The sequence below is a fragment of the Micromonospora sp. NPDC018662 genome (genome assembly GCF_044391475.1).
Lineage (GTDB): Bacteria > Actinomycetota > Actinomycetes > Mycobacteriales > Micromonosporaceae > Micromonospora.
Map to the genome: position 1 here is coordinate 800,145 of NZ_JBISAC010000001.1, position 24,787 is coordinate 824,931.

Annotated in this window: 20 protein-coding genes and 1 pseudogene; 13 read left to right on the plus strand and 8 right to left on the minus strand. The window is 71.7% G+C overall.

Annotation, left to right across the window (positions count from 1 at the left end):
- Nucleotides 1-203 precede the first annotated feature (203 nt).
- Nucleotides 204-1,604 carry a glycoside hydrolase family 6 protein gene (locus ACH495_RS03935; RefSeq protein ID WP_396856231.1) on the plus strand — a complete coding sequence of 467 codons (1,401 nt, stop codon included), beginning with the start codon at nucleotides 204-206 and terminating at the stop codon, nucleotides 1,602-1,604.
- A 120-nt stretch (nucleotides 1,605-1,724) separates the two neighbouring features.
- Here the strand turns inward: ACH495_RS03935 and ACH495_RS03940 are convergent, their stop codons facing one another.
- On the minus strand, nucleotides 1,725-2,558 hold the full coding sequence (locus tag ACH495_RS03940) for an alpha/beta fold hydrolase (RefSeq protein ID WP_396856232.1): 834 nt from the start codon (nucleotides 2,556-2,558) through the stop codon (nucleotides 1,725-1,727).
- A 206-nt stretch (nucleotides 2,559-2,764) separates the two neighbouring features.
- On the opposite strand from ACH495_RS03940, the gene ACH495_RS03945 reads away from it, so the two are divergent.
- Complete coding sequence (locus ACH495_RS03945; RefSeq protein ID WP_396856233.1) at nucleotides 2,765-5,044, plus strand: helix-turn-helix domain-containing protein; 2,280 nt, start codon at nucleotides 2,765-2,767, stop codon at nucleotides 5,042-5,044.
- A gap of 19 nt (nucleotides 5,045-5,063) precedes the next feature.
- Here ACH495_RS03945 and ACH495_RS03950 read toward each other — a convergent pair whose 3' ends face one another.
- Nucleotides 5,064-5,981 (minus strand): alpha/beta hydrolase family protein, encoded by a 918-nt coding sequence (locus ACH495_RS03950; protein ID WP_396856234.1) that lies wholly within the window; start codon nucleotides 5,979-5,981, stop codon nucleotides 5,064-5,066.
- Between the two features lie 101 nt (nucleotides 5,982-6,082).
- Between ACH495_RS03950 and ACH495_RS03955 the strand changes: the two genes are divergently transcribed.
- The 6 genes from ACH495_RS03955 to ACH495_RS03980 all read left to right on the plus strand — a co-directional run bounded on the left by ACH495_RS03955 (nucleotide 6,083) and on the right by ACH495_RS03980 (nucleotide 11,517).
- On the plus strand, nucleotides 6,083-6,652 hold the full coding sequence (locus ACH495_RS03955; protein WP_396856235.1) for a TetR/AcrR family transcriptional regulator: 570 nt from the start codon (nucleotides 6,083-6,085) through the stop codon (nucleotides 6,650-6,652).
- A gap of 98 nt (nucleotides 6,653-6,750) precedes the next feature.
- On the plus strand, nucleotides 6,751-7,284 hold the full coding sequence (locus ACH495_RS03960; protein ID WP_396856236.1) for a SigE family RNA polymerase sigma factor: 534 nt from the start codon (nucleotides 6,751-6,753) through the stop codon (nucleotides 7,282-7,284).
- A complete protein-coding gene (locus ACH495_RS03965; protein WP_396856237.1) occupies nucleotides 7,271-8,512 on the plus strand; it encodes a hypothetical protein in 1,242 nt (413 codons plus the stop codon). Before ACH495_RS03960 ends, ACH495_RS03965 begins: the two co-directional genes overlap by 14 nt.
- A gap of 521 nt (nucleotides 8,513-9,033) precedes the next feature.
- Nucleotides 9,034-9,330 carry a helix-turn-helix domain-containing protein gene (locus ACH495_RS03970; protein WP_396856238.1) on the plus strand — a complete coding sequence of 99 codons (297 nt, stop codon included), beginning with the start codon at nucleotides 9,034-9,036 and terminating at the stop codon, nucleotides 9,328-9,330.
- Nucleotides 9,331-9,544: 214 nt separating this feature from the next.
- Nucleotides 9,545-10,432 carry a helix-turn-helix transcriptional regulator gene (locus ACH495_RS03975; protein WP_396856239.1) on the plus strand — a complete coding sequence of 296 codons (888 nt, stop codon included), beginning with the start codon at nucleotides 9,545-9,547 and terminating at the stop codon, nucleotides 10,430-10,432.
- Nucleotides 10,433-10,527: 95 nt separating this feature from the next.
- Nucleotides 10,528-11,517, plus strand: a complete 990-nt coding sequence (locus tag ACH495_RS03980) for a hypothetical protein (RefSeq protein ID WP_396856240.1) — start codon at nucleotides 10,528-10,530, stop codon at nucleotides 11,515-11,517.
- A 47-nt stretch (nucleotides 11,518-11,564) separates the two neighbouring features.
- Here ACH495_RS03980 and ACH495_RS03985 read toward each other — a convergent pair.
- Together ACH495_RS03985 and ACH495_RS03990 are read right to left on the minus strand one after the other, a co-directional pair.
- Nucleotides 11,565-11,828, minus strand: a pseudogene (locus tag ACH495_RS03985) (bifunctional ornithine acetyltransferase/N-acetylglutamate synthase); the annotation flags it as partial.
- A gap of 97 nt (nucleotides 11,829-11,925) precedes the next feature.
- Nucleotides 11,926-12,486, minus strand: coding sequence for a hypothetical protein (locus tag ACH495_RS03990; protein ID WP_396856241.1), 561 nt, complete (start codon nucleotides 12,484-12,486; stop codon nucleotides 11,926-11,928).
- A 618-nt stretch (nucleotides 12,487-13,104) separates the two neighbouring features.
- Here ACH495_RS03990 and ACH495_RS03995 point away from each other — a divergent pair.
- Together ACH495_RS03995 and ACH495_RS04000 are read left to right on the plus strand one after the other, a co-directional pair.
- Entirely contained in the window at nucleotides 13,105-13,485 is a 381-nt protein-coding gene (locus ACH495_RS03995) for a hypothetical protein (RefSeq protein WP_396856242.1), read from the plus strand.
- A gap of 15 nt (nucleotides 13,486-13,500) precedes the next feature.
- Entirely contained in the window at nucleotides 13,501-15,696 is a 2,196-nt protein-coding gene (locus tag ACH495_RS04000) for an NB-ARC domain-containing protein (protein ID WP_396856243.1), read from the plus strand.
- 325 nt (nucleotides 15,697-16,021) lie between these two features.
- Here ACH495_RS04000 and ACH495_RS04005 read toward each other — a convergent pair whose 3' ends face one another.
- Nucleotides 16,022-17,167, minus strand: coding sequence for a hypothetical protein (locus ACH495_RS04005; protein WP_396856244.1), 1,146 nt, complete (start codon nucleotides 17,165-17,167; stop codon nucleotides 16,022-16,024).
- A 266-nt stretch (nucleotides 17,168-17,433) separates the two neighbouring features.
- On the opposite strand from ACH495_RS04005, the gene ACH495_RS04010 reads away from it, so the two are divergent.
- Nucleotides 17,434-20,346 (plus strand): AfsR/SARP family transcriptional regulator, encoded by a 2,913-nt coding sequence (locus tag ACH495_RS04010; protein WP_396856245.1) that lies wholly within the window; start codon nucleotides 17,434-17,436, stop codon nucleotides 20,344-20,346.
- 85 nt (nucleotides 20,347-20,431) lie between these two features.
- On the opposite strand, the gene ACH495_RS04015 is transcribed toward ACH495_RS04010, so the two are convergent.
- The 3 genes from ACH495_RS04015 to ACH495_RS04025 form a co-directional block, all read right to left on the minus strand.
- Nucleotides 20,432-21,160: an ANTAR domain-containing protein gene (locus tag ACH495_RS04015; RefSeq protein WP_396856246.1), complete on the minus strand. Its 729-nt coding sequence runs from the start codon at nucleotides 21,158-21,160 to the stop codon at nucleotides 20,432-20,434.
- A 467-nt stretch (nucleotides 21,161-21,627) separates the two neighbouring features.
- Nucleotides 21,628-22,206 carry a DUF5994 family protein gene (locus ACH495_RS04020; RefSeq protein WP_396856518.1) on the minus strand — a complete coding sequence of 193 codons (579 nt, stop codon included), beginning with the start codon at nucleotides 22,204-22,206 and terminating at the stop codon, nucleotides 21,628-21,630.
- Nucleotides 22,207-22,209: 3 nt separating this feature from the next.
- Nucleotides 22,210-22,527, minus strand: a complete 318-nt coding sequence (locus ACH495_RS04025) for a lipopolysaccharide assembly LapA domain-containing protein (protein WP_198039703.1) — start codon at nucleotides 22,525-22,527, stop codon at nucleotides 22,210-22,212.
- Between the two features lie 552 nt (nucleotides 22,528-23,079).
- Here ACH495_RS04025 and ACH495_RS04030 point away from each other — a divergent pair.
- Both ACH495_RS04030 and ACH495_RS04035 read left to right on the plus strand, forming a co-directional pair.
- Entirely contained in the window at nucleotides 23,080-23,613 is a 534-nt protein-coding gene (locus ACH495_RS04030) for a GAF domain-containing protein (RefSeq protein WP_396856247.1), read from the plus strand.
- 13 nt (nucleotides 23,614-23,626) lie between these two features.
- Nucleotides 23,627-24,358: a GAF and ANTAR domain-containing protein gene (locus tag ACH495_RS04035; protein WP_396856248.1), complete on the plus strand. Its 732-nt coding sequence runs from the start codon at nucleotides 23,627-23,629 to the stop codon at nucleotides 24,356-24,358.
- The last annotated feature ends 429 nt before the right edge of the window (nucleotides 24,359-24,787 follow it).

Here is a 24,787-nt window from a genome sequence, read left to right on the forward strand (position 1 = left end):
CCCGCTGTGGGTGGGGGGGGGGGGGGTTGGGGTGTGGGGGGGGGGGGGCGGCCCGGGGGGGGGGGGGGCCCGGGGGGGGGGCGCCCCCCCCCACGGCGCATTGACGGGGTTCACATCTTGGCAGCGGTGCCGCGCTCCGCTACCGTCCATGGGAACGCTCCCATGAACTTAGATACATCTATGTGATCAGGAGGAAACACATCGTGGCTATCCTCTCCCCGCTGCGCCGCAGACCGGCGGCTCTCGGCGTGGCGGCCGTGGCGGCCGTGGCGGCCGTCGCCGCCGGCGTCGGCCTCACCGTCGGCAACGCGTCCGCCGGCACGGTGTCCGGCTCGCTCTACCGCGACCCGAGTTCGGCGGTCGTCCGCTGGGTCGCGGCCAACCCCGGCGACTCGCGGGCCGCCGTCATCCGCGACAAGATCGCGAGTCAGCCGCAGGCCCGCTGGTTCGCCAACTTCAACCCGTCGACCATCCAGTCCGAGGTCTCCGGCTTCGTCGGCGCCGCCAACGCCGCCCAGCAGATCCCGGTGCTCTCGGTCTACGAGATCACCAACCGGGACTGCGGCGGGGCCAGCGCGGGTGGGGCGCCGGACCTCAACCAGTACCAGACGTGGGTGTCCAACTTCGCCCGCGGGCTGGGCAGCCAGACGGTCCTGATCATCCTGGAGACCGACTCGCTGGCGCTCCAGACGTGCCTGAGCAGCGGTGAGCTCAACGCCCGCAACCAGGCGATCTCGACGGCCACCCGGACCATCAAGTCGGCCAACCCCAACGCCAAGGTCTACCTCGACGGCGGCCACTCCACCTGGAACAGCGCGAACGAGACGGCCAACCGCCTCCGGGCGGCCGGTGTGCAGTACGCCGACGGCTTCTTCACCAACGTGTCGAACTTCAACCCCACCTCCAGTGAGGCGAACTTCGGCCGGGGGGTCATCTCCGCCCTGAACGGCATGGGCATCTCCGGCAAGCGCCAGGTCATCGACACCAGCCGCAACGGCGGCGCCAGCGGGGACTGGTGCGGCGACGACAACACCGACCGGCGCATCGGGATGTACCCGACCACCAACACCGGCGACGCCAACATCGACGGGTACCTCTGGGTGAAGCCGCCGGGGGAGGCCGACGGCTGCCGCTACACGGCCGGTTCGTTCCAGCCCGACCTGGCCTTCAGCCTGGCCAACGGCGCACCGAACCCGCCCACCACCACGCCGCCGACGACCGCGCCGCCGACCACGACGCCGCCGACGACCGCGCCCCCGACCACCGCGCCCCCGACCACGCCGCCGCCCACCACCACGCCGCCGCCGACGGGTAACGGCTGCTCCGCGTCGGTCTCGCTCAACCAGTGGTCCGGCGGTTTCACCGCGAGCGTGACGGTCACCGCCGGCTCGGCGGACCTGAACGGCTGGACCGTGACCATCACGCTGCCCGGCGGCGCCGCGATCACCGGCGCCTGGAGCACCCAGGCCAGCGGCTCCAGCGGCACCGTGCGGTTCACCAACGTGAGCTACAACGGGCACGTCGGCGCCGGGCAGTCGACCAACTTCGGCTTCCAGGGCACCGGCACCGGCCCCGGTGCGACGGCCGTCTGCGCGGCCGCCTGACCCCACGCGACACCACGGGCCCGGCGCGGAGGACGACTCTCCGCGCCGGGCCCGGCGGTGTTCACCACAACGGCCGACCTCCCACGGCCGGTGGCGCGGCTCATGGCGTGCCCCTCCGGCTCAGGCGGCGATGAATTCGAGCAGGTAGCGGTTGACCAGCTCCGGGTGGGTCCAGGCGATGTTGTGCGGGCCGCCCGGGATGACCTCGAAGCGCAGGTCGGCGATCAGCCCCGGCAGCCGGTTGGCGGTGGCGTCGATGGGCAGGATCCGGTCCGCGTCGCCGTGCAGCAGCAGCGTCGGCACGTCGATCTTGGCGACGTCGTCGCGGAAGTCGGTGAGCCAGCTGTCGACGCAGGCGTACGCCGCGTAGGCCGAGGCGCCGACCGCGGTGATGAAGCTGTTCTGCCACGCCTGCTCGCTGATCCGGGTGCCGCCGAGCACGTCGACGTTGTAGAAGTTGTCCAGGAAGTCCTTGAAGTACGCCGGCCGGTCGGCGACCACCGCCGCCTTGATGTCCTCGAACACCTGCTTGTCGACGCCGTCCGGGTTGTCGTCGGTCTTGAGCAGGAACGGCGGGATCGCGCCCATCAGCACCGCCTTGCGGACCCGCCCCGAGCCGTACGTGCCGAGGTAGCGGGTCACCTCACCGGTGCCCATCGAGAAGCCGACCAGGATGATGTCGCGCAGGTCGAGGTGCTCCAGCAGGGCGTTCAGGTCCCCGGCGAACGTGTCGTAGTCGTACCCGATCGTCGGCTGGCTCGACCGGCCGAACCCGCGCCGGTCGTAGGTGACCACCCGGTGGCCGGCGGCGAGCAGCTCCCGGGTCTGCTTCTCCCAGGACGCCCCGCTGAGCGGGTAGCCGTGGATCAGCACGACGGCCGGGCCGCTGCCGTGGTCCTCGTAGTAGATGTCGATGTCCGCGCTGTTCTCTTCGCCGACCTTGACGTAGGGCATGTGGGTGTCCTTCCGGAGCGGGGGTCGAGGTGTTCGCCGCGGTCCGGCACCCCCGATGCCGCCGGCCCGTCGCACCACCCAGTCAACCGGCCGGGACCTCCGCGGACCACGAAGAAGACATGCAGAAGTACGCCCGCGGCGGTCTGGCGCCACCCGTACCCGTGGAACACTTGATCTGTCAGAGCGGCAGTTCAGGGAGGCTCCGGGTGACCGACGGTGCGATCGCGTTCGGGCCTCGGCTGCGGGAGTTGCGGCTCGCCGCCGATCTGACGCTGGAACAGCTCGCCGAGCGGTCCGGCGTCAGCGACCGGGCCATCAGCGACATGGAACGCGGCGTCAGTCAGGGGCCGCAGGCCCGTACCGTGCAGGCCATCGCCGACGCGCTGGGTCTCGGGGCCGACGACCGCGCGGAGCTGGCCGCGGCGGCCCGGGCGGGCCGTCGCCGCAGCGCCGGGCCGGTCACCTGGGGCCGGTGTCCGCTCCCGCGACGGGTGATCGACTTCGCCGGCCGCCGGGACGAACTGGCCGCGATCCGCGCCCGGCTCACCGCTGCGGGTGCCGGTGACCCCGCGCCGGTGGTGCTGCTCAGCGGCGCGCCGGGGATGGGCAAGACCTCGCTGGCCGTGCAGGCCGCGACGGAGTTGGCCGACCCGATGCCGGACGGGCGGTTCTTCGTCGACCTGCGCGGGCTCGACGACCGGCCGTTGACCGCGGCCCAGGTGCTGGAGCGGTTGATCCACGCGATCGATCCCTCGGTCGGGGCGGTCCCGCAGGACCTGGACGAGCTCTCCGCGCTGTGGCGGACGCGGGTCGACGGCCGACGGGTCGTCGTGGTGCTCGACAACGCCGCCGGCGACGGGCAGGTGCGACCCGTGCTCCCCGGCACCGGGCCGGCGGCCGTGCTGGTGACCAGCCGCCGCACCCTGAGCGGGTTGGAAGGCGTCCACCGGATCCCGCTCGGGCCGCTGCCCGACGCGGCCGCCGTCACGCTGCTGGCCGGGATCGTCGCCGGCCCTCCGGAACGGGCCGCCGGGCTGGACCGGCTCGCCCGGCTCTGCGCCAACACCCCGCTCGCCCTGCGGATCGCCGGCAACCGCCTGGCCAGCCGTCCGGGGTGGACGGTCGGTGACCTGGCCGACCGGCTCGGTGCCGAGGAGCGCCGGCTGGACGCCCTGACCGCCGGCGACCTCCAGGTCAAGGCCGCGTTCCGGCTGTCGTACCAGCAGTTGTCCGGGGTGGGCCGGCGGCTGTTCCGCCGGCTCGCGCTGGTGCCGGGGCCGTCCACCGGGGCCGAGCTGGCGGCCGTGCTCGCCGAGGAGTCCCTCGTCGGCACCGAGGACGCCCTCGACGAGCTGATCGACCTGGGCCTGCTGCAACACGGCGCCGACGACCGATACTCCCTGCACGACCTGCTGCGGCTCTACGCCGACCTGGAACTGCGGCAGGAGGAGTCCGCCGACGACCGGCGTGCCGCCCGCCGCCGGGCCGTCGACTGGCTGCTCGACACCACAGTCGTCGCCGGCCGCTGGTACGAACCGGGCTTCGGCGCCCCGCCGCCGGACGCCACCCGGCTGGTCGGCTTCGACACCGCCGACGCGGCCCGCGACTGGCTCCAGGCCGAGGCCGAGAACTGGCTGCCCGCCCTGGTCCAGGCCGCTGCGGCCGGGGCACACCAGCGGGTCATCGACGTCGCCGAGTCGCTGCACTGGTTCTCCGACCTGTGGCCGCACTGGGGGCACTGGCACGAGGTCTTCGCGCTCTCCGTCGAGGCCGCCGACCGGCTCGACGACGACCACCTGCGTGCCGTACACCTCGGGTACCTCGCCTGGGCGCACATCTCCTGCCGGGGCGAATTCGACGTCGGCTTCCGACACGCCGAACGCGCCGCCGAGTGCGCCGGTCGGGCCGGCGACGCCCGCCAGCAGGGGTGGGCCCGCTTCTACTGCGCCTGGGCCCGGCTGGAGGCCGGACGCTACGCGGACGCCCTCGCATACGCTCGCGAGTCCGCCGACCGGTTCCGTCAGGCCCGGGACTGGGACGGGCTCCCGCAGGCGCTGCTCGGCATCGGCCAGAGCCTGGGCGGGCTGGAGCGCGACGACGAGGCGGTCGCCGCCTACCAGGAGGTGACAGCGGTCGTCCGCAGCCCGGAGACCGCCCCGTCGGAGCAGGTCGCGCAGATCGCCGACGTGATGGCGGCCCGCATGACGGCCCGGCTCCACCGGCGACACGGCCGGTGGAGCGAGGCGAAGGACCTCATCGACGGCGCCCTGGACCTCGCCGAACGACTCCGGCTCCTGCGGGTGGTGGCGTGGGCGCTTGTCGACCGCGCCGACGCGTTCCTCGGCCTCGGTGACCCGGTGGCCGCCGCGGCCGACCTGCGCCGGGCGGTGGCGGTCCACCGGGAGATCGGCGACGAGTCGCAGGCCCGGCAGCTCCAGGATCGGCTCGACCGGATGCCGGCACCGGACCCGCCGCAGGAGCCGTGACCGGGCACGACCTCTCCGCCTACCGGTGCTCGACGTGGTACGCGCCGTCGCCGGGCACGGCGCGTTCGCTGAGCGCCTTCCAGGCGGTGCCGTCGAGGTCGAAGGCGTCGAGCAGGTAGGCCGAGACCGCGTCCGCGACGAGGGCGACACGGGCCGGATCCTCGTCGGTGGTCTCGGCGACCTGCTCGCCGGCGACGCCGCCCAGGGTGTGGTGGCCTTCGACGATGGTGAGCAGGCTCTTGGGCGCGGGGCTGAGGTGGTAGGCGTCGGTGAACCAGTCCGGCCCTCGGGTGGACATCGCCGACTGGTCCCTGCCGCCGGCGACGACGAGGGCCGGGGTGGTCATGGTGGAGTAGTCCGGCCGCATGAACGGCAGGTGCTCGACGGCGAACGGGGTGAGCGTGTCGCCGGTGCCGGTCGCCGCGATGAGCGCGCCCGCCCTGACCGCGGGGTGGGAGAAGTCCTCGCCGGGCGTGCCGTCGGCGTCGAGGACGCGGGCGCCGAGCAGGGTGCCGGCGGTCTGGCCGCCCCAGGAGTGTCCGACGACGGCGATCCGGTCGTGGTCGACGCTCGCCCGCAGCCCGGCGGCCCGGGCCTGGTCGAGGAGCTCGTCGAGGTGGTCGAGGACGGCGTGCAGGTCGGCGATCCGGACGCGCCAGATGGTGCCGAATCTCGGGTCGTCGAACCCGATGCCGTGCCGGCGGGAGTCGAGGTGGGTGGGTTGGACGACGACGAACCCGGCGCCGGCCCAGCGGTCGACGAGCGGCCCGTACCCGTCCATCGACCAGGCGTTGCCGTGGGAGAAGACGATCACGGGGAGGTTGGTGCCGGAGACCGGCGCGGTGACCTTGACCCGGAGGTCGATGTCGCGTCCGGTGGTGGGGACCGGGAGGGGCTTGACCGTGGCGATCAGGGTCGTGGGTTGGTCGATGGGCATCGTGACGCCTGCCTTCTCAAGGGGTCTGTCATACTCAAGCGGAACCTTGTTCCGCCACCAACGTTAGCGGAACAATGTTCCGTCAGCAAGGAGGGGAAGCGGTGACCGAGTCGTCCGGCGCGCGTCAGGCAGGCGTACGGCGCAACCGCGAGGCGCTGCTGGCCGCCGCCGCGGCCGTGTTCGTGGAGCAGGGGGTGCAGGCGCCCATCCGGGACATCGCCGGTCGCGCGGGCGTGGGCCTGGGCACGGTCTACCGTCACTTCCCGAGCCGCGCCGAACTGGTCACCGCCGTCTACCGCCACCAGCTCGAGGAATGCGTCGCGCTGGCCGCCACGCTGCGACAGGAACCCATCGCCCCCGGTGAGGCGCTGACGCGCTGGATCGACGCGTTCGTGGAGTTCCTGGTGACCAAACACGGCCTCGGGGTCGCCCTCCAGTCCGAGGACCGGAGCCTGCTCACCCTGCACACGCTGATGCTCGACGAGCTCGTCCCGGCATGCGCCTCGCTGATCGACGCGGGCGTGGCGGCCGGGGACATCGACCCCGAGGTGACCGCGTACACGCTCATGCGCGCGGTGGGGAACCTGTGCATCCTCGGCCCGGGCTACGAGCGCGCGCACGCCCAGGACATGGTGGCCCGCCTGCTCGTCGGGTGCCGCCCCGACCGCTGACACGTGCTCCCGGGGCATCCGCACAACTACTTCTGCGCACCGTGCAACGTCCCGGGTGGGTGGCTCCGTTCTACCTCCGTCACGAGGAGGCAGTCGACGTGAGAGCCGAAGACGAGCAAGCATTCCGCGAGTTCGTGACGTCGCAGATGGCGGCGCTGCGCAAGCTGGCGTACATGACCTGCGGCGACTGGCACGCGGCGGAGGACGCCGTGGCCAACGCGCTGGTCAAGCTCTACCCCCGCTGGCGGAAGCTGGACCGGCCCGATCTCTACGTCAAGACCATGGTCTACCGGGCCGCGGTCGACGAGACCCGCCGGCCCTGGCGGCGCGAGCGGTCGGCCGGCGACGCCATGCCGGACGTGGCGCTGCGGGACCCGGCCGGTGCGACCGACGAGCGGATGCGCCTGCGCGCGGCTCTCGACGCCGTGCCGGCCCGGCAGCGGGCCGCGGTCGTGCTCCGGCACTACCTGGACCTGAGCCTGGAGGACACGGCCGGCGTCCTCGGCTGCACCGTGGGCACGGCCAAGAGTCAGGTCTCCCGGGGCCTGGCGAAGCTGCGCGAGTCACTCGGCGGCGAACGCATCGAACTCACCGGGAAGCCGATGGAGGAGTGGACAAATGCAGTTGCATGACCTGGTGGACGCCGTGACGGGCGACGAACCGCCGATGCGCCGCAGCGCCGACGACATCGTCGCGGCCGGGCGGCGGGCCGAGCGACGGCGCCGGACCGGGTTCGCGTCGGCCGGCGCGGCCGGCCTCGTCGTGGTCGCGGTCGCCGCCGCGTTCACGGTGCCCACCCTGGGCGCCGAGCGGAAAACCCCGGTCACGCCGGCCCCGGTCGGCGCGGCGGCGTCCGGGCCGGCCGGGGCCACCTGGCCCGCCGCCGCGCCGTTCACCTTCACCTTCCAGGGGTACGACGCCGGCACGCTGCACGTGCAGAACCCGATCGTCACGTCGACCGCCTACCAGATCGCCTCCGTCTACTCCGACCGCCACACCTCGAACGACAAGCCGATGACGGCGGAGGAGGCCGAGGCGCAGGGCGACGCCGTCGGGCAGAGGCGGAAGGCCGCCCACGGGAAGCCGTCCCTGTGGGCGTACCTGACCGTCTACCGGCCGGGTGCCTTCGACCCCGCCGGGATCCGGAACGGCAGGAAGGTCACCGTGGCCGGGCACCGGGCGGTGCAGGCGACGCTGCCGGTCGGCCTGGACCCGAAGAACCCGATCGACGCGGGCAACAAGCTGTTCGCCTGGGAGTACGCCGCCGACGCGTGGGCGGCTGTCACGTCGATCTCCAGCGACGAGGCCACGCCGAGCTTCGCGGACCTGGGCGGTCTCGTCGAGGGGCTGAAGCCCGCCGCGCCGACACCGGCCCTGGTGCCGTTCCGGGTGGGCTACGTGCCGGCCGGCTACGTGCCGGTGCAGACCGGCACGCACGCCATGCCCGGCCTCAGCGGCATCGCCACCGCCCGCGCCGGTGACTACGGCGGCGCGACGTACACCCGGCCGGCCGCGCCCACCTCGGGCCTGACCGCGCCGTACGACGCGGTCGAGGGCGGCATCAGGGACGGCTTCCACATCTTCGTCCTCCCGAGCACAAGCGCGAACCAGTCGCCGGAGCCCGGCACGACGAGGTGTCACCAGGTGCCCAAACGGCGGGCGCGGGAAGCGGGCCTCGCGATCGGCGACTTCTGCAACATCTGGAGCGCCGACGGCACGGTCGTCCTCCAGGTCACTGCCACCGGCCTCGGCGACACGTTGCCATGGGCCGAGCTGGAGAAGATCGCCAAGGGGATCACGGTCGCCGACGTCGGGGACGAGTCGACCTGGACCCCGGCCGCGACCGCGCTGCGGCCATGACGATCGACGTCGGCTCGTCAGACCAGAAAACCTGGTCCGACGAGACTAGACATCCTCAAGGGCGTGGCATACTCTTACTCGAGTCGAGAGAGAAGATCCGTCAAGACGTGGACGGACCGTCCGGCCGTGAGGTCATGACGGACGGTGAAGTGCAGGTGGAGCCAGGGCACTTTTCGGGGCTGCACCTGATGCTCGCCGCGCGTGTCGAGGCCATGAAGTCGCGTGGGCTCCGACACCGGCGGGCCGTACGACAGCACGTGCAGGAAGTAAGCAGAGGAAAGGGAGGGCCGTACACCGTTGGATCGCCCGCCCTCGGCCGTCACGTCAGGCCGGGCGGACACCGCAGTTTCCATCGAACGAGAGGTGGTCTCCGGTCACGCATACGCGATCCTCGCGCCCGAAGCCGTCCATGACGGCCGGCGCGGATACGACAAACCGACGTTCCGGTCGGCAGATGGTGTTCTGACCCGTAACCCTGGGCCCCGGCGCTTGTGCGCCGGGGCCCTCGACGTGGAGGTGACATGGGGCAGCAGCCCGACGACATGTTCGGCGATGAGAACTACCCGGCCTACACCATCGGCCAGGCCGCGGAGATGCTCGGCGCCACGCAGGACTTCCTGCGCCGCCTGGACGAGGCAAAACTGATCAACCCGCACCGCTCCGGCGGCGGGCACCGCCGCTACTCCCGCTACCAGTTGCGCCTGGCCGCCCGGGCCCGCGAGATGGTCGACCAGGGCACCGCCCTCGATGCCGCCTGTCGGATCATCATCCTGGAGGATCAGCTCGAGGAAGCCCTCCGGCAGAACGGGAAGCGGTGACGGGACCGGCCGGAGGGTGGGCCGTGAGCGCGGTCAGGAGACCCGCAGCGATCGGAAGGACGGGGTTCGGCTCCCAGGACCCGCCGGGCATGGCGTCGCCCTGCCGCGGAGCACATCGACGAGCTTTCCCAGAAGTACCTCGACCCCTCGCCCCGCGGTGCCTACCCCTGGCAGGGAGTGGTTGGCGCAGGCAGCGCTCGCAATACTTCGAGTCATGAACGCGAGGGGACAGCTCGGCGACTTCCTCCAGGCCCGGCGCTCCCAGCTCCGGCCGGAGGACACCGGCGTGGCGACGTACGGTGAGCGGCGCCGGGTGCGCGGGCTGCGCCGGGAGGAGTTGGCGCTGCTGGCCGGCGTGAGCGTGTCGTACTACTCCCGGTTGGAGCAGGGGCAGGCCGTGAACGCCTCACCCGAGGTGCTCGACGCGCTCGCCCGGGCACTGCGGCTCGACGACGCGGAACGCCGCCACCTGGGCGAGCTGGCGGCCGTGACCCGCCGCCGGCCCGCCGTGCGCCGCCCGGCCGCGGAGCGGGTGAGCCCGGCGGTACGCCAGCTCGTCGCGACGCTCGGCGACGTACCCGTGGTGGTGCTCGGTCGCCGCGCGGACGTGCTGGCGTGGAACACCGCGGGCCATGCCCTGTTCGCCGGTCACCTCGCTCCGGAGATCCCGGAACGGCCGAACCAGTACCCGAACATGGCACGGCTGGTGTTCCTGGACGCGCACACCCGCGACCTGTACGCCGACTGGCCCACCAAGGCCCGCGCCGTGGTGGCGACGCTGCGGATGGCCTCCGGGCAGCACCCGGACGACCCGCTGATGGCCGCACTGGTCGGCGAGTTGACGGTACGGAGTCCGGAGTTCGCCGCCATGTGGGCCGACCACCGGGTGAAGGCCGGCGGCGACACCGTCCACCGGATGCGCCACCCACTGGTCGGCACGATGGACGTGACGCAGCAGACCCTGCGTACCGAGGACGGTCAGACCGTCGTCGTCGCCACCACCGAACCCGGCTCGGCATCGCACGCGGCGATGACGTTGCTCGTCCACAGCGCCGTCACCACCCGGGCCGGCGCTCCACAGCAGCCTGTCCGGCGCGAATAGCGCCACCCCGACGCTCGACGCGAGGTGCTCCGCAAGGAGCGCCGGACCCGTCGCGCCCACTTCACGCCCGTCAAAAAACCAGTAAGGGGACAAGAATGCGCACCAGAATGATGACCCTCGCAGTCGCGCTCGCCGCGGCGGGAACCGGCGTCTTGGCTGCCGTGTCGCCCAGCGCCGCGCCGGCCGCGACCGTGGGGCCGGTCCGGCCATCCGCCTCGCCGGTGTCCTCGCGGATCGCGGTCCACTTCGACCTGGCGAAGGGACAGATGCCGGAGAATGTCGCCGTCGGCCCGGACGGCACCGCCTACGTCACCTTCGCGGCCTCTCGACAGGTCGCCGCGGTCACCCCGTCCGGCGCGACGCGGATCCTGGCGACGCTCCCGGCCCCGGCCGACGGCGGCGTCAACACGCCGGTGCTCAGGTTCGCGCTGACCACGGGCATCATCCGAATGACCGACGGCACCCTCTATGTCCTGTACGCGAGCGGCGACGCCGCCTCCACCGGTCTGTACCGGCTGCGCCCCGGCGGGGCCCCGCACCGCATCGCGGCCCTGCCGGCCGACGGACTTCCCAACGGCCTGGCGTTCGACGCGGCGGCGAAGCGGTTCTACCTCACCGACTCGGTGCTCGGCACGATCTCGACAGTCGCTCTGGACGGCGGCCGGGTCGAGGTCTGGTCCTCGGCACCCGAGCTCGCCGCGACCGGTTTCCTCGGTGCGAACGGCGTCAAGGTACGCGCCGGCGCGGTCTGGGCGACCAACCTCGACCAGGGCACGCTGCTGCGTATCCCGCTGCGGCACGGCCGGCCCGGGCCGGTCCGGGTGGCGGCGACCGGTCTGGTCGGCATCGACGACTTCGCGTTCGTCGGTGCCGGTGACCGCCGGGTCGTCGCCACCCTGAACGGACCGAACACGGTGGTGAGCATCGACGCGGCCGGCCGTTCGCGAACGCTGATGACCGCCGCCGACGGGCTGCAGAACCCGACCTCGGTGGCCGTACGCGGCCGTACCTTCTACGTGCTCAGTGCCGCGTACACCACAGGTGTCGACCCCAACCTGGCACTGGCCACCCTGCCGGGTCGCTGAGCCGGGATCCGGGGTGGTTCCCTCCGAGGGAGCCACCCCGGCGGGCGTCAGGTGGTGTAGTCGGGCCGGATGTCGTCGTCCTCCTCGCACTTGCCCACGGCCATCGCCACCCGCCCCCAGTTCGGGTCCGCGCCGTGCACGGCGGTCTTCACCAGCGGGGAGTTCACCACCGCCTTGCCGACCCGCTTGGCCTGGCCGTCGTCACGGGCGCCGGTCACCCGGACCTCGACGAGCTTGCTGGCGCCCTCGCCGTCACGTGCCACCATCCGCACCAACTCCAGCGCGCAGGCGTGCAGCGCCTCCTCGAACTCGCCGAGGTCGACCGGTCGCGGCTCCCACGGGTGGCGTGACCGCCGGCGTCAGCGACGGGCCACCGCCGGTGGCTGACAGAGGCTGCGACATCGGTCCTCACTCACGGGTCAGCCCCGGTGGCAGCGCGTCCTCGTCGGGTCGGACCCGGCGGGCGTTGGCCAGGAGGTCGCGTTCGAGGGTGCGGATCAGTGGTTCCGGGCCGCCGACGCAGGTCCAGGTGTCGTCCCAGAGGGCGGAGACCAGCCAGGACCGGTCGGCGGGGAAGAACAGGTCGGGTAGCGCTCCGTGCGCGTCGCGCATGTGTCCATCGGTGCGCCAGGTGAGGGCCTGCTCGGGACCGGCCTCGACCAGCACGTACGGCCAGTCCCAGTAGAGCGACACCCGCGGGGCGTGCGGAAAGACGACATCGTGGGCGCCGGTGTCGAGATAGGCCAGCCACCAGGGCTGCTCGGGGGTGTGCATCATGAGTTTCTCGACCAGGGCCTGCTCGTAGGCGGCGGCGGTGACGTCGGCAGCCTGGTACGTGGTGGCGTAGGCGGCGAAGATCTCCGGGATGGCGGTGGCGATCGAGACGCCGGCAGTGGTGTGACCGGCGATCCAGTCCACGTCGGCGGCAGCGCCGATGCGCCAGCTCCGCCCGTCCTTGATGACCTGCACCCCACTATTCAAGCGGCCGCAGCCCGGTCCTGCTGTGCTGACCGGGCCGCCCTCGGGGGTACGTCCATGTCCCGGCAGCCTCCACCACGGTCGCAGCGGCATCGGCCGCGGCTGGTCGTGGGCAAGCAAGTGCGCCGCCGGCCCGGGCCGGCGGCGCACACGCAACGGGTGGACGCGTCGAGCGTTAGACGATCGTCAGGCCACCCACTTCACCCAGAGGGGCCATACGGCTGCCTCGCCCAACCCTGCTGCGCAGGAATGGACCGTCGCCAGTGCGGGCTCGGTGAGCAATGCCAGGGAGTGTGCGGGTAGGGAGAACAGGAGGTCGACAGTGACCTGGAGGCCCCAGCTGAAGATCATGTGGGGCACGCTAGTGCCTGTCGATCTTGCGGGTGAGGGAATTTCGCATCGTGGGATGTGTCTGTTATGTGGCCTTCAATATTATTTAGTAATAAGTCTCCTTGTTTAGATAATCATAAATGACATGCAAGGATGGCGATGATTCTAGCGATCTGTGCCGACTGCGGAGACCCGTTGTCGGTTGCCCGCTGGCGTTAGGCTCGCCGATGACGGCAATGCGAAGCGTCTATGTGAGTCGTCGTTCGTGGGAGGCCGGGCATGGAGGACCAGATCGTTCTGGCTGTCGCGACCGCACTGGCGACCAAGGGCGCGGAGGCGCTCGGTGTCGGTGCCCGGAGTGCGATCGGTTCGCTGTTCAGTCTGGTCCGCAGCCGATTCGGGGCGGGGACGCGAGAATCGGCGGTGCTCGACGCCGCGGTGGCGCACCCACAGGAGCGTTGGCGGCAGACTGCGCTCGCCTCGGCTCTGGCCGACGTGATGGCACGGGACCCGGACTTCACCGCTGCTCTCACCGACGAATGGCGCAGGCTGGCGGGGGCGGGCGTCGTCACCGGTCAGGGCCAGGTGGTGAACCACTTCAGCGGGACGGCCGGGAAGGTCGTCCAGGCGCGCGACGTGCAGGGCGACATCACCTTCTAGGTCCGGCCGACTCGGATGTGCGGCGGGCGGGTTGGGGCGCGGCGGTTGGGAACGGACTCCTGCGGAACCGAGCGAACGGTGCCGTCCGGCACGTCGAACGAGCAGTCCGGGAACGTTTCCGGATTGAGCGTCCAGGCCGGTGTCATCCACGGCGGTGTGCATTTCGGTGGCGCTCCCGTCGATCGTCCTCGGATCCCGCGGCAGCTACCGGCACCGTCGCCGAACTTCACCAACAGAACGAGCGAGCTGTCCGCACTGGACGGGTACCTCGCTGAGCGGGGAAACCTCGTCGCCGTCCTGTTCGGGCCGGGCGGCGTAGGAAAGTCGGCACTGGCGAGGCAGTGGGCGCACGGCAGGCTGGACCGTTTCGTGGACGGGCAACTCTATGCCGACCTGCGGGGGTTCAGCGGCACCGAGCCCCTGGACCCGGGCGTGGTGCTGTCCGCCTTCCTCCGGGCCCTGGGGGTGGCCCCGGATCGGATTCCCCTGCACCTGGCAGAACAGGCCACCCTCTACCGCACGGTGACCGCGAACAGCTCCCTACTGGTGGTCCTGGACGACGCGTACTCGGCAGCTCAGGTCAGGACGCTGCTGCCGGCGTCGACCTCGGCGGTGGTCGTGGTGACCAGCCGCCGCCGACTGACCGGTCTGCTGCCCGACGGCGCCCGTCTGGTCGAGGTGGGTCCGTTACCGGCTCCGGAAGCGGTGGAGTTGCTGAGGCGGTCCGTCGGCGAAGAGCGGATCCTCAACGAGTTCGCACCGGCTGAGGAGTTGGCGGGAATCTGCGGCGGTCTGCCCATCGCGCTCGTCGTCGCGGCGGCGCGGCTGGCGTCCCGTCCCAAGTTGACAGTTCGTCGGATGGTCGCCGAGTTGGCCGACGAGGCGCAGCGGCTGACCCGGCTCTCGGTGGTGGACGGTTTGTCGATCAGGACGACGTTCCAGTTCTCGTACCAGACCCTGACGCCAGAGGCGTCGGCGTTGTACCGGAAGCTGGCTCTGCACCCGGGGGCGGAGTTCGGGATGGATCTGATCGCGGCGGTGGCCGGAGCGGGGAGGGCCGACGGGGTCCAGGCCGGCGCCGTGGTGGGGGAGTTGCTGGACGCGAACCTGCTGGAGGAGGTGGCCGAGGATCGCTTCCGCTACCACGACCTGCTCCGGCTGTACGCGCGTGAGATGTCGGAGCAGGACGACCCGCCCGACCGGCGGCAGGCGGCGGTGCGCACGATGCTGGAGTTCTACCTCGCCGCCGCCCGCCGGGCGGACCTCGTGGTGACCCCCTACCGGCGGCGGCTGCCGTACGTCTATCAACATGCGGCGGACGGGCCACCCGAGTTCTCCGACCGGGCTGCTGCCCTCGGCTGGTTGGATCGGGAACGGAGCAACCTGCTGGAGGCCGGCCGGGTCGCCTTCGACCTGGGCCTCCATGAGCTGGCCTGGCAGCTCAGTGACGTGGCCTGGCCACTCCTTCTCTATTTCAAGGGCTACCAGGACCGGGTGGAGATCGACGAGCGCGGTGTGCGGGCCGCTCGGGCCTGGGGAAACGTATGGGCCGAGGCGGTCATGCTCAAACGGCTGGGCCGGGCGTACAGCCGCGTCGGCGCCCACGAGGCGGCCGAGCGCCATGGTCGGGCGGCGGTGGACCGGTATCGGCAAGTGGGCGACATCCAGGGCGTCATCGACGCCGAGGAGGGGTTGGCCACGCTCTATGCCGACACTGGCCGGGAGGAACAGGCGGCGGAGGCGTACACCCGGGTCCTCGCCGGACGGCGGACCCTGCCGAACGTCCGAAGTGTGGGCCTGTCCTGTCTCAACCTGGGCATGCTCCGGACCCGGACCGGCCGGCCGGCCGAGGCGTTACCGCTGTTGGTGGAGGCCGGGCAGATCTTCGCCGAGCTGTCCGAGGTCGACCCCTACAACGCCGCCCGGGTGCTGATCGGCCTGGCCGATGCGTACCTCGGCACCGACGACCTGGGCGCCGCCGAGGCGTCCGCGGTCGAGGCGGTACGCCGGATGGCCGAACTCGGAGCCGACAGTGAACGGGCAGAGGCGGTGTTCCTGCTCGGCCGCATCGCCCGGCGACGCGGCGACGACGAGGCCGCACGACGACACTATCGGGAGGCCGCCGCCGTCTTCGCCGCACTCGCCGCGCCCCGGCTGCCCGACGTGCTCCGCCGGCTCGACGAGTTGGGCGGCGGCGCGGACCAGCAATAGCACGTTCTCGCTGGTGCGCCGGTGGTGCAGGGTTCCGGTCACCCACTGGCGGTGGAGCACTCGAGCCGTAACGGTGAGCAGACCGATCGTCAGCCGGCCAGGTGCGGCCACCTGGCCGAGGCGAAGTGGCGGGTCGCCGCGTACCCCGACGGCGACGTCCCCCCACGAGGTGCCGACGAGGGCGAGGGCCAGCCCGGGATACGCCGTCAGCAGGCCCGCGACGGCCTCGGCCGGATCGCCGCCGTCGACGATGGTCACGACGATGTCGGCCAGCCGGGCCGAGCGGGGCGCCCGCCGGCCGGCCGACAGCGCCACGACGACGGGCTCAGCCGGCGAGGTCATGCCGGGCCTTCCAACGGCGGGGGCGAGGCATCGGCACCGGGCCCGTCTGTCGGTGCCGGCCGGGCTCGGTCAGCTGGAGCAGGCGGTACATGGTGCGCCGCAACAACACGCGGGCATCCCCCGGGCGGCTGGTCAGCGCGGCCATCACCGCCTGCTGGTCGACTCCCGTGGCCATGGAGAGCTGGGGAGTGAACGGCCGGTGTGGGTCCAGCCGGTTGGCGCTCGCGGCCAGTAGGTGCTGAGGCGTGCCGGCGGCGGGCACCGACCGTAGCCCGGGTAGCAGCAGGGTCGGGCGTCCGATGGCGGCGGCGTACGCGGTGACGGAGCCATGGTCACCGATGACGTGGTCAGCGGCGACCACCGGGCCGCGCCAGTCCTCGGTCGGGTCGGGCAGCAGCAGCCCGACGTCGAGGCAGTCCCGGAGCCAGGCTCGGATCTGGCGGTGTCCGTGTGCGTCCCAGACCGCCGGGTGCAACAGCGCGGCGATCCGGTACCGGCCCGGCGGGAGCTGCGTCATCAAATGCGGAAGCAGGTCGGGCCAACGTCCGAAGACGCCGTCCCGGCCCCAGGTGGAGGAGACCACGACGAGTTCCTGCCGCTCGCGCAGCCCCAGGCCGCGCCGGTAGTCCCGCCGCCAGGGGAGGCTGGCGACGAGCCGGTCGGCGCAGGGGTCACCGACGACCACGGCGGCCTCGACCGCCTCCGGACACTGCCGGCGCAGCACCTCCAACTCGTGATCGTGGGAGAGCGCGAGGGCCGTCGGAAGGACTCGTCCGCCATGGGTCAGTCGCTGCGCGTCGAGGCCGTACACCGGCGGGTTCGCGAGCACCGGTCCGCCGTACGGCCCGGGTCGCACCCGTTTGCCGCGTCCTGCTCCGTGGGCCATCAGGAGCAGGGGCGCGTGCAGTTGGTGGAGTCCGCCGTGGGCGGCGGCGAGGCCGAGGTCGAACCGTTCCCGGATGGCCTGGTGCCAGGGGAGGACGAGCGCGCCCAGCCGGTCGAGGAGCCGCTTCACCTGGTGGTTGAAGACGTCCGGCGCCACCGTGAAGACCAGCTGCACCCTCGGGTCGCTCTCGACGTACTCGATCACGTCAAGGAGCCGCCGGCAGCTCGCGATGGTGTGTGCCACGACGAGCACCGTCCGGCAGCCTGACCGGCTTGCCCAGTGGCTGGCGTCGATGCCGACGGGCGTGGATGACCATTCCAGCGACGTCATTGGTGTCCCTCCAACATTGAATATCGGCGGGATTCAGCATCGAGGAGATGGCTGCGGATCAGCTTGCCGGTCGCCTTGCAGCGGGCTTGCAAAGGGCTGGGAAGTGGAATGTCTGATTTTTGATTCTGCGGAGAAAGGTTTGAAGCATCTGGTCGTCGGAAGAAGAATAAAATAGGCAGATGTCGATCAAGAATGGGTGGGCGGAGCCGATGGAGTTCACGATTCTGGGTGCCACGAAGCTCACGGTCGAGGGGCGATCGATCCCGCTGGGCCCGGCAAAGCAGCGCGGTCTGCTCGCCGTCCTTCTCTACCATGCCGACAATCCGGTGCGGATCGAGACGATCGTGGAATTTCTATGGCAGGACTCGGCTGTCGATGCCCGCCGCCCGCTGCTCTACACGCTGGCCAGTCGGGTGCGGGCCGCCTTGCGGGCGGTCGATCTGCAGGATGCCCTGGTACGGCCACCCGGTACGGGCGCCTACCGCCTGACAGTCGATCCTGATCTGGTCGACTACCACCAATTCCTGCGGTTGACCGCCGAGGCGCGGCAGGCGGTCGACCGGGATCAGCATGACCGGTGCGTCGCCCTGCTCACCCGCGCGGACGAGCTCTGGCGGGGTGATCCCCTCGCGGACCTGCGTGGTGCGCGGTGCGAACACCTTCGACGGGATATGCGGGAAAGGCAATTCGGCGCAGCGAAAATGCTGGCAGAAAGCGAGCTGGCCACCGGCCAACACAACCGGGCGCTGGCCCGGCTGGAACCGTTGCTGATCGAGAACCCACTCGACGAGGGCCTGGCGAGGTTGTGGGTCACCGCGCTGCACGCGGCCGGTCGCACCTACGACGCGCGGGACTTCCTGGCCGCCTACCGGCGCCGCTACCGCCGTACGATGCGCACCGATCCGGTACTGGACATCGCGGATCTCCAGCCCACCGCGTCCGCCAGGAACCACCTCGCCGTCGTGGACGCGGAGGTGCCGACGCCCCGGCAGTTGCCGAACGACGTACCCGACTACACCGGGCACCGCGGGCTGCTGGACGAGTTGGACGTCCTCGCCGCCGGCGAGGGCACCTCGAAGGTGGTGGTGCTGACCGGGATGCCTGGGGTGGGCAAGACCACCCTCGCCGGGCACTGGGGGCGTCGCCGGCAGGGGTGGTTCCCCGACGGGCAGCTCTACCTCAACGCGGAGGCGCACGGCCCGGTGCCGCCCGTAGGTGCGCAGGAAGCGCTGCACCGCTTTCTCGTCGCCCTCGGTGTCCCGGCGGATCGGGTGCCCGCTGACGCCCACCGACGCGTCGAGCTGTACCACCGGCTGATGGATGGGCGGCGGATGCTCGTCGTGCTGGACAACGTCGTCGACTCCGACCAGGCGCAGCAGCTCCTGCCCCGCTCCGACGCCAGCCTCACGGTGGTGATCAGCCGCAATCGGCTCCGCGGGTTGAGTGTCCGGCACGGCATCCGCAGCCTCACCGTCGCACCCCTGTCGCCCCTCGAACGACATCACATGCTCGGCCGAATCATCGGACCCGAACGCACCGACGCGGAGCCCGCAGCGCTGGAGACGCTGGCCTGGCTGTCGGGCGGGCTGCCGCTCGCGCTACGGGTCATCGGCGAGCACGTGGCCTCCCGGCCCCAGGCGCGGCTCGGCGACCTGGCCGACGAACTCACCGGCCGGCTGCTCGACATCGAAGGCGACGACACCGATGAGATGACCCTGCGGACCGTCTTCGCCTGGTCGGTCAATGCGCTCGCCCCGATGCCCACCCGGCTCTTCCTGAGCCTCGGCCTCTTTCCGGGCGGCACCATCGGGGTCGAGGCCGCGGCGGCGATGATGGCGGTGGACGTCGCCGGGGCTGAGCGGGCCCTCGACCGACTCGCCCGCGCCCACCTGGTCAACCACGACACCGTCCGGCGGTATCGGATGCATGACCTGCTGCGCCGGTACGCCGCCGACCGAGCCCAGGCGGAGGAGCCGGCCGAGCAGCGGCAGGCGGCACTGCACCGACTGCTGGACTGGTACCTGCTGACGGCCGTCAACGCCGTCACTGCCCTGGAGCCGAACCGCGCACCCGTCCCCGACCTGCCCGACCCGGGCGCGGTGACACCGATGACCTTCACCTCGGTCGGCGTCGCCCTGCGATGGTGCGAGACGGAACGGACCAACGTGCTCGCTCTGGTCCGCAGCGCGGCGGCAGAAGGCTTCCACCGGTACGCCTGGCAGATCGTCGACACGGTCCACGAGGTCTTCGACCGCTCTGGAAGCCAGGAGGACATGCGGGAGATGTTGCGCATCGCCCTCGACGCCGCGACTGCCGACGGTCACGACCCGGGCCGGGTAGGCACCCTCGTCAACCTTGGAGCCACCTACTTCACCACCCACGACCACGAGCGCGCCGGCAGCCTGTTCGCCGAGGCTCTGCGTCTCGCCGAGGAGAACGGCTTCGCCGAGCTGCAGACGGTCTGCCGGCACAATCTCGCCTCCGTGCACCTGCGGACCGGGGCGACCACCACCGCCATCGAGACCTTCCAGTCGGTCCTGACCGACTGTCGCGCGGCCGAGAACGCGACAGGTGAGGCGTACACGCTCTACCACCTCGGTGACGCCCACCGCCAGCTCGGACAGTACGACCAGGCCCGTCTTCTCTACCAGCAGGCCCTCGCCATCTGGGACCGGATCGGCTCGCTGCGCGGTCGAAGCCTCAACCACGTTCGGCTCGCCGAGCTCAGCCTCGACACGGGCCAGCCCGAGATCGCACTCGACCTTGGCCGGGCCGCTCTCGACCTGCACGACCGGGTCACCGACGACACGATCCGTTGCGACGCCCTCACCATCTCGGCCGAAGCGCAACTCCGCCTGGGGCGGCACCGTGGCGCGCTGGCCGACGCCACCCTCGCCCGGGTGATCGGCGACGAGCTGGCCGACCCGCTACGCCAGGCACGCGCCCTCGCCGTACTGGCGGAGGCCCTCCGCGCGGTGGGCGACCACGACAACGCTCTCCGTCGGGGCCGGGAAGCCCTCGACCTGCTCGACGACATCGACGACCCGCAGCGACAGGCCATCCGGGAGCGCGTCTCCGCGCACATCCAATAGGAGCAATCGGTGCCCTCGCCGAGGCGGTTCTGGGTCCTGACCGGCCTGAAGGGACTGACCACCCGCCCGGACGACCGAGCTGAGTTCACTGGACAGGATCAGGACGTGGACGAACTTCTGGCCGCCGGTCGACCATGGCCTGTGCCGCTTCGCCGATCGGGCGGTCGGCGTCCTGGGACACCTTGGTCAGGATCGCGAACGCCTCGGTGGGGGTGCAGTGGCGTTCGGCCATGATGATGCCCTTGGCCTGCTCGACGGCCACGCGGCCGGCCATCGTCTCCTGCATCCGCCGAGCCAGCGTGGCGGTGATGTCATAGAGGTGCGTGTTGGCCAGGGCGACTGCGGCGTACGTTGCGAAGGTCTCCAGGATCTCGATGGTGTCGTCGTCGAAGGTGTGCGGTGTGCGGGCGTAGACGTTGAGTGCGCCGACGACCGCTCCCTCCATCGGCAGGCCGATCGACACGAAACTGCCCATGCCGGTTTTCGATCCGCGTTCGGTCCGGTCGGGCCGGCGGTCCTCGGCGGCGGGGTCGGATACCGGCAGGATGTCGACGCTGGCAGCGGCTTCTCGGCAGGGGCGGCGCGCGTGGGCGTACTGCCGCTCGTTCACGCCGCGAGCCGGGTTGTGGGTGGACACCGGGGTGTGCCCGGTCCCACCACGGACGAGCGTGACCCAGACCTCAACCGGTGTGGGCAGGACGCGTGTGGCGAGATCGGCGACGTGTTGCAGGACGTCGTCGAGGTCGACCTCGCCGAGCTTGATGCCGCTGAGTTCGGCGAAGACGTCGGCGGGGTCCGTCGGTGGGCGGCTCATGGCGTCAGGTCCTCACGGCCGGCGCGCCCGTCGAGGAGCCGGGGCGGGCGCGCGGGTGGCAGCCCGCGCAACGCGGGCCGCTGCACGGACCCCACGGGACGGAGCCGGGACCAACGCCGTTGCTAGACGCCGATTCGCCACACCCGATACGGCGGATGTGAACTACAGGGCCGTCAGGGTACCCCGCTTCCGTCGAGTACGTCGGATGCGTGACGTCGGCGGCGGCGAGTTGAGATTCGAGGTGGTCCCTGGTCGGGCGGCAGCGTGTCCAGTACGCGGATCACGTTCTCGTGCGGCTGTGCGGTTCGGTCGGGACGGGTCAGGGTGCTGTCGCGATGCAGGCCGTCGAGCCGACCGAACGGCCGGCGCCTCGTACTGCTGGACGACCCGCACCGCTCGGGCGGCGGTGCCGAGACCGGTGACGCCGACCGCCACCGGCGCGATCACGATGACTGCCCGCAGGGCGTTCATGAGGGCACTCCGGTCGGGGGAGGGGTGGTGAAGGGGTCATTGACGGGGCGGCGGCCGATCGGAGCGTTGCTGCCCCCTTCGTTGTCCCACACCGCGTACGCGTCGGAGCCGGTCGCCGCCGCGGCCTGGGGCCCGACCGGTGCGCCGGCCAGGATGTCGGGCGCGCGCCTGAGGTTGGTCGGGTCGGCGGCGGTCGCCATCGCCCACTCGGCTGCCGCGCGTGGGGTGCCGGGCGGCACCACCAGCAGGTCGACCTGGACGTCGCGGCCGGTGGTGGCGACCAGCAGGGCGGGATCGAGGGTGTCGAACCAGCCGATCCGGACCACGTCCGGTCCGACGGTCAACCGGCGGAATCTGCTGTCCCAGGTGCGGAGGTTGAGCATGAGGTGCCGGATCCGACCATGGCGTTCGGACAGGGCGAGGACGAGACCGGGGAGTTCGGCGGCGGGGTCCCAGGAGCGCGGCCACCACCCGCCGTCCAGGACCGCCCGAGCCCGGACCGGGGCGAGGACCAGCCGAGGCGAGGACAGCGCCGACCCGGGGGTCGTGGCGAATCGTCGCGTGGTGACGGAGATGGCTCATCCGTCCTCCCGGGTCGGGCGGGGCGGCAGCGGGACGCGAGCGATGCCGGTCGTCGACGGAGGAGTCGGACCGGACCCGGCCGGGCCGCCGGGCCGCGTGCCGGGACGCCCGAGCATCCTCAACTGCACGATCCGGGCGGTGCCGGGCAGGGCGACGAGCAGGACCCCGAAGACCGCGGCCAGCAGCAGCGCCACCCCCATCGGCAGGGTGCCGTGAGCGCCGAGGAACGACACCTCGGCACGTTGCCCGTTCTGCAGTACGAAGATCAGGAGCAGCAGGAGCACGAACGCGAACACCACGGCAGCGACCCACACGCCCCCGATCCGTGAGCGCTTCACCGACGGCCGCGGGGGCATCGCGCGAGAAGCATCGGTGCCGCCACGGGCGTCCGGCGAGAAGGATTGAACATGACTGTTCCGAGGTGCGGTCATCACGAACCGCCGCCTTCCGATGAAGATCTGGCGCGCCTGGACGCCGTGGTGCGCTGGCGCGCCTGGATGATGGCGGGCCCGCGACGGACTGTCGCGGTCCGACGTGCCGGTCCGAGGGAGATGCCTGGCCAGGAATGCGACGGAGATCCGGCGACCTGACCGGTGCATGCGGTGCGGCGGGTGGTCAACGCGGTGACCTCGATCGGTGGGGGTGCGTCCGCCAGCGGCGGACTGTCAGCCACCGGGGTCCCGAGCGACACCGCAAGCGTACGCTTCCGCGACCGGCTCGTCAGCGGTCGGAGCCGTCGCGGGTCCGGCCGGCCGCCGGTCGCGCCGCGGCGTCACGCGGGAGTACGGTGTGACAGTCGCCCGGGACCTCGGCGCGGTATGCCAGCGCATCCGTTCGACTGATCCGGGCCGGAGTCAGCAGTGGGCATGGATCACCCGGGGCGCGGCGATCCGCCGACCGCCGACCGTCGGCTGCGGCTCTGGACCGTTCTCGTCGATGCGGCCCGGGGTGGCGCCGTCGCGGTCGATCATGTCTGCGCGGCGGCGGTGTCGGTCGCGGGCGTCGACTCCGCCGCCGTCGCGGTTCTCCTCGACGCCACGCCGCGCGAGCTGGTGTACGCCACGGACCGGACCGCGTCGGAGCGGGAAGACCTGGCGCTGACCCTCGGTGAGGGGCCGTGCGTGGACGCGACCGCCGGCGGACCTGTCCTGGTCGCCGATCTGACCGTGCCGGAGTGCCGCACCCGCTGGCCGGTGTTCGCGCCGGCCGCGGTGCTCGCCGGGGCCGGTGCGGTGTTCGCGTTGCCACCACGGGTGGGCGGGATCCGCCTCGGTGTCCTTGACCTCTACCGGGCCCGCGCCGGTGACCTCGGGGCGGAGCGACTGGCCGACGCGCTGGGTCCTGGCGGACACGGCATGCGCGGACCATCCCGTCGGGTGACCGGTGGAACCACTGATTGACGAGGTGACTGACATGGCCGAGACCCCGCTGGCCGACGTTTTCGTGGAGATGGCCGACACTCTCGTCGACGACTTCGACGTGATCGAGTTCCTGCACGTGCTGACCGAGAGGTGTGTCGAGCTGCTGGGTGTGTCGGCGGCCGGGCTGCTCCTGACCGACCAGCGGGACACGCTGCAGGTGGTCGCCGCCTCCTCCGAACGCACCCGACTGCTGGAGCTGTTCCAGCTCCAGACCGACCAGGGGCCCTGCCTCGACTCCTTCCATTCGGGGCAGCCGGTGTCGGTCGCCGACCCGACCCTGACCACCGCCCGGTGGCCGAGGTTCACCGCCGCCGCGGCCGAGGTCGGTTTCGCCGCGGTGCACGCCCTGCCCATGCGCCTGCGCTCCGAGGTCATCGGCGCGCTGAACCTCTTCGACGTCCGACCGGGGGCGCTCGACGAGGACAAGCGCCGCATCGGTCAGGCGCTCGCCGACGTGGCCACCATCGGACTGCTGCAACACCGCGCCATCCACCGGCGCGACATCCTCACCGAACAGCTACAGACCGCCCTGCACAGCCGCGTCCTGATCGAGCAGGCCAAGGGGGTGCTCGCCGAACGCCTACAGGTGGACGTGGGCCAAGCCTTCGCGATCTTGCGCGACGGTGCCCGCAGCCGTAACCGACGACTGTCCGAACTGTCCCAGGCGATCGTCGACGGCTCTGAGCAACTCACACCGGGACCGGCCGCCGACCGGCCCGGCTGACGACCGTCTCCGCAGCCGAGTCGGCTGCCAGGGGTGTCGGTCGGGGAGATGCCGGCGTACGGTGACGGTGTCGCCCGGGTCCCCGGTGGCCGCCAGTCTCGCCGCCACCAGCCCATTGAGGGGCGATCAACAATGATCACACGCACCGTGACACCGACGGCCGGCTCGCCCCTTCCGCTCATCGCGACGTTTGCCGACCGCTGACCGCTTCCCGGGGTCCAGGTCATCGGCACCCGGCATGGCGAGGCCCGGATCGGCGTAGCCTGAAGCGGTCCGGATCGACCGGGTCTCACCGCGGCGACGCTGGCCACGCCGGCTGCGCCCGGGGATCACAGGTACGTGCCGCACCATTCGCCGGTCACGGCGACAGGTCGACCGCCCGCCGCGCCTCGGCACCCCGAGGACCGGATTCGACCAGGGCCTCCACAC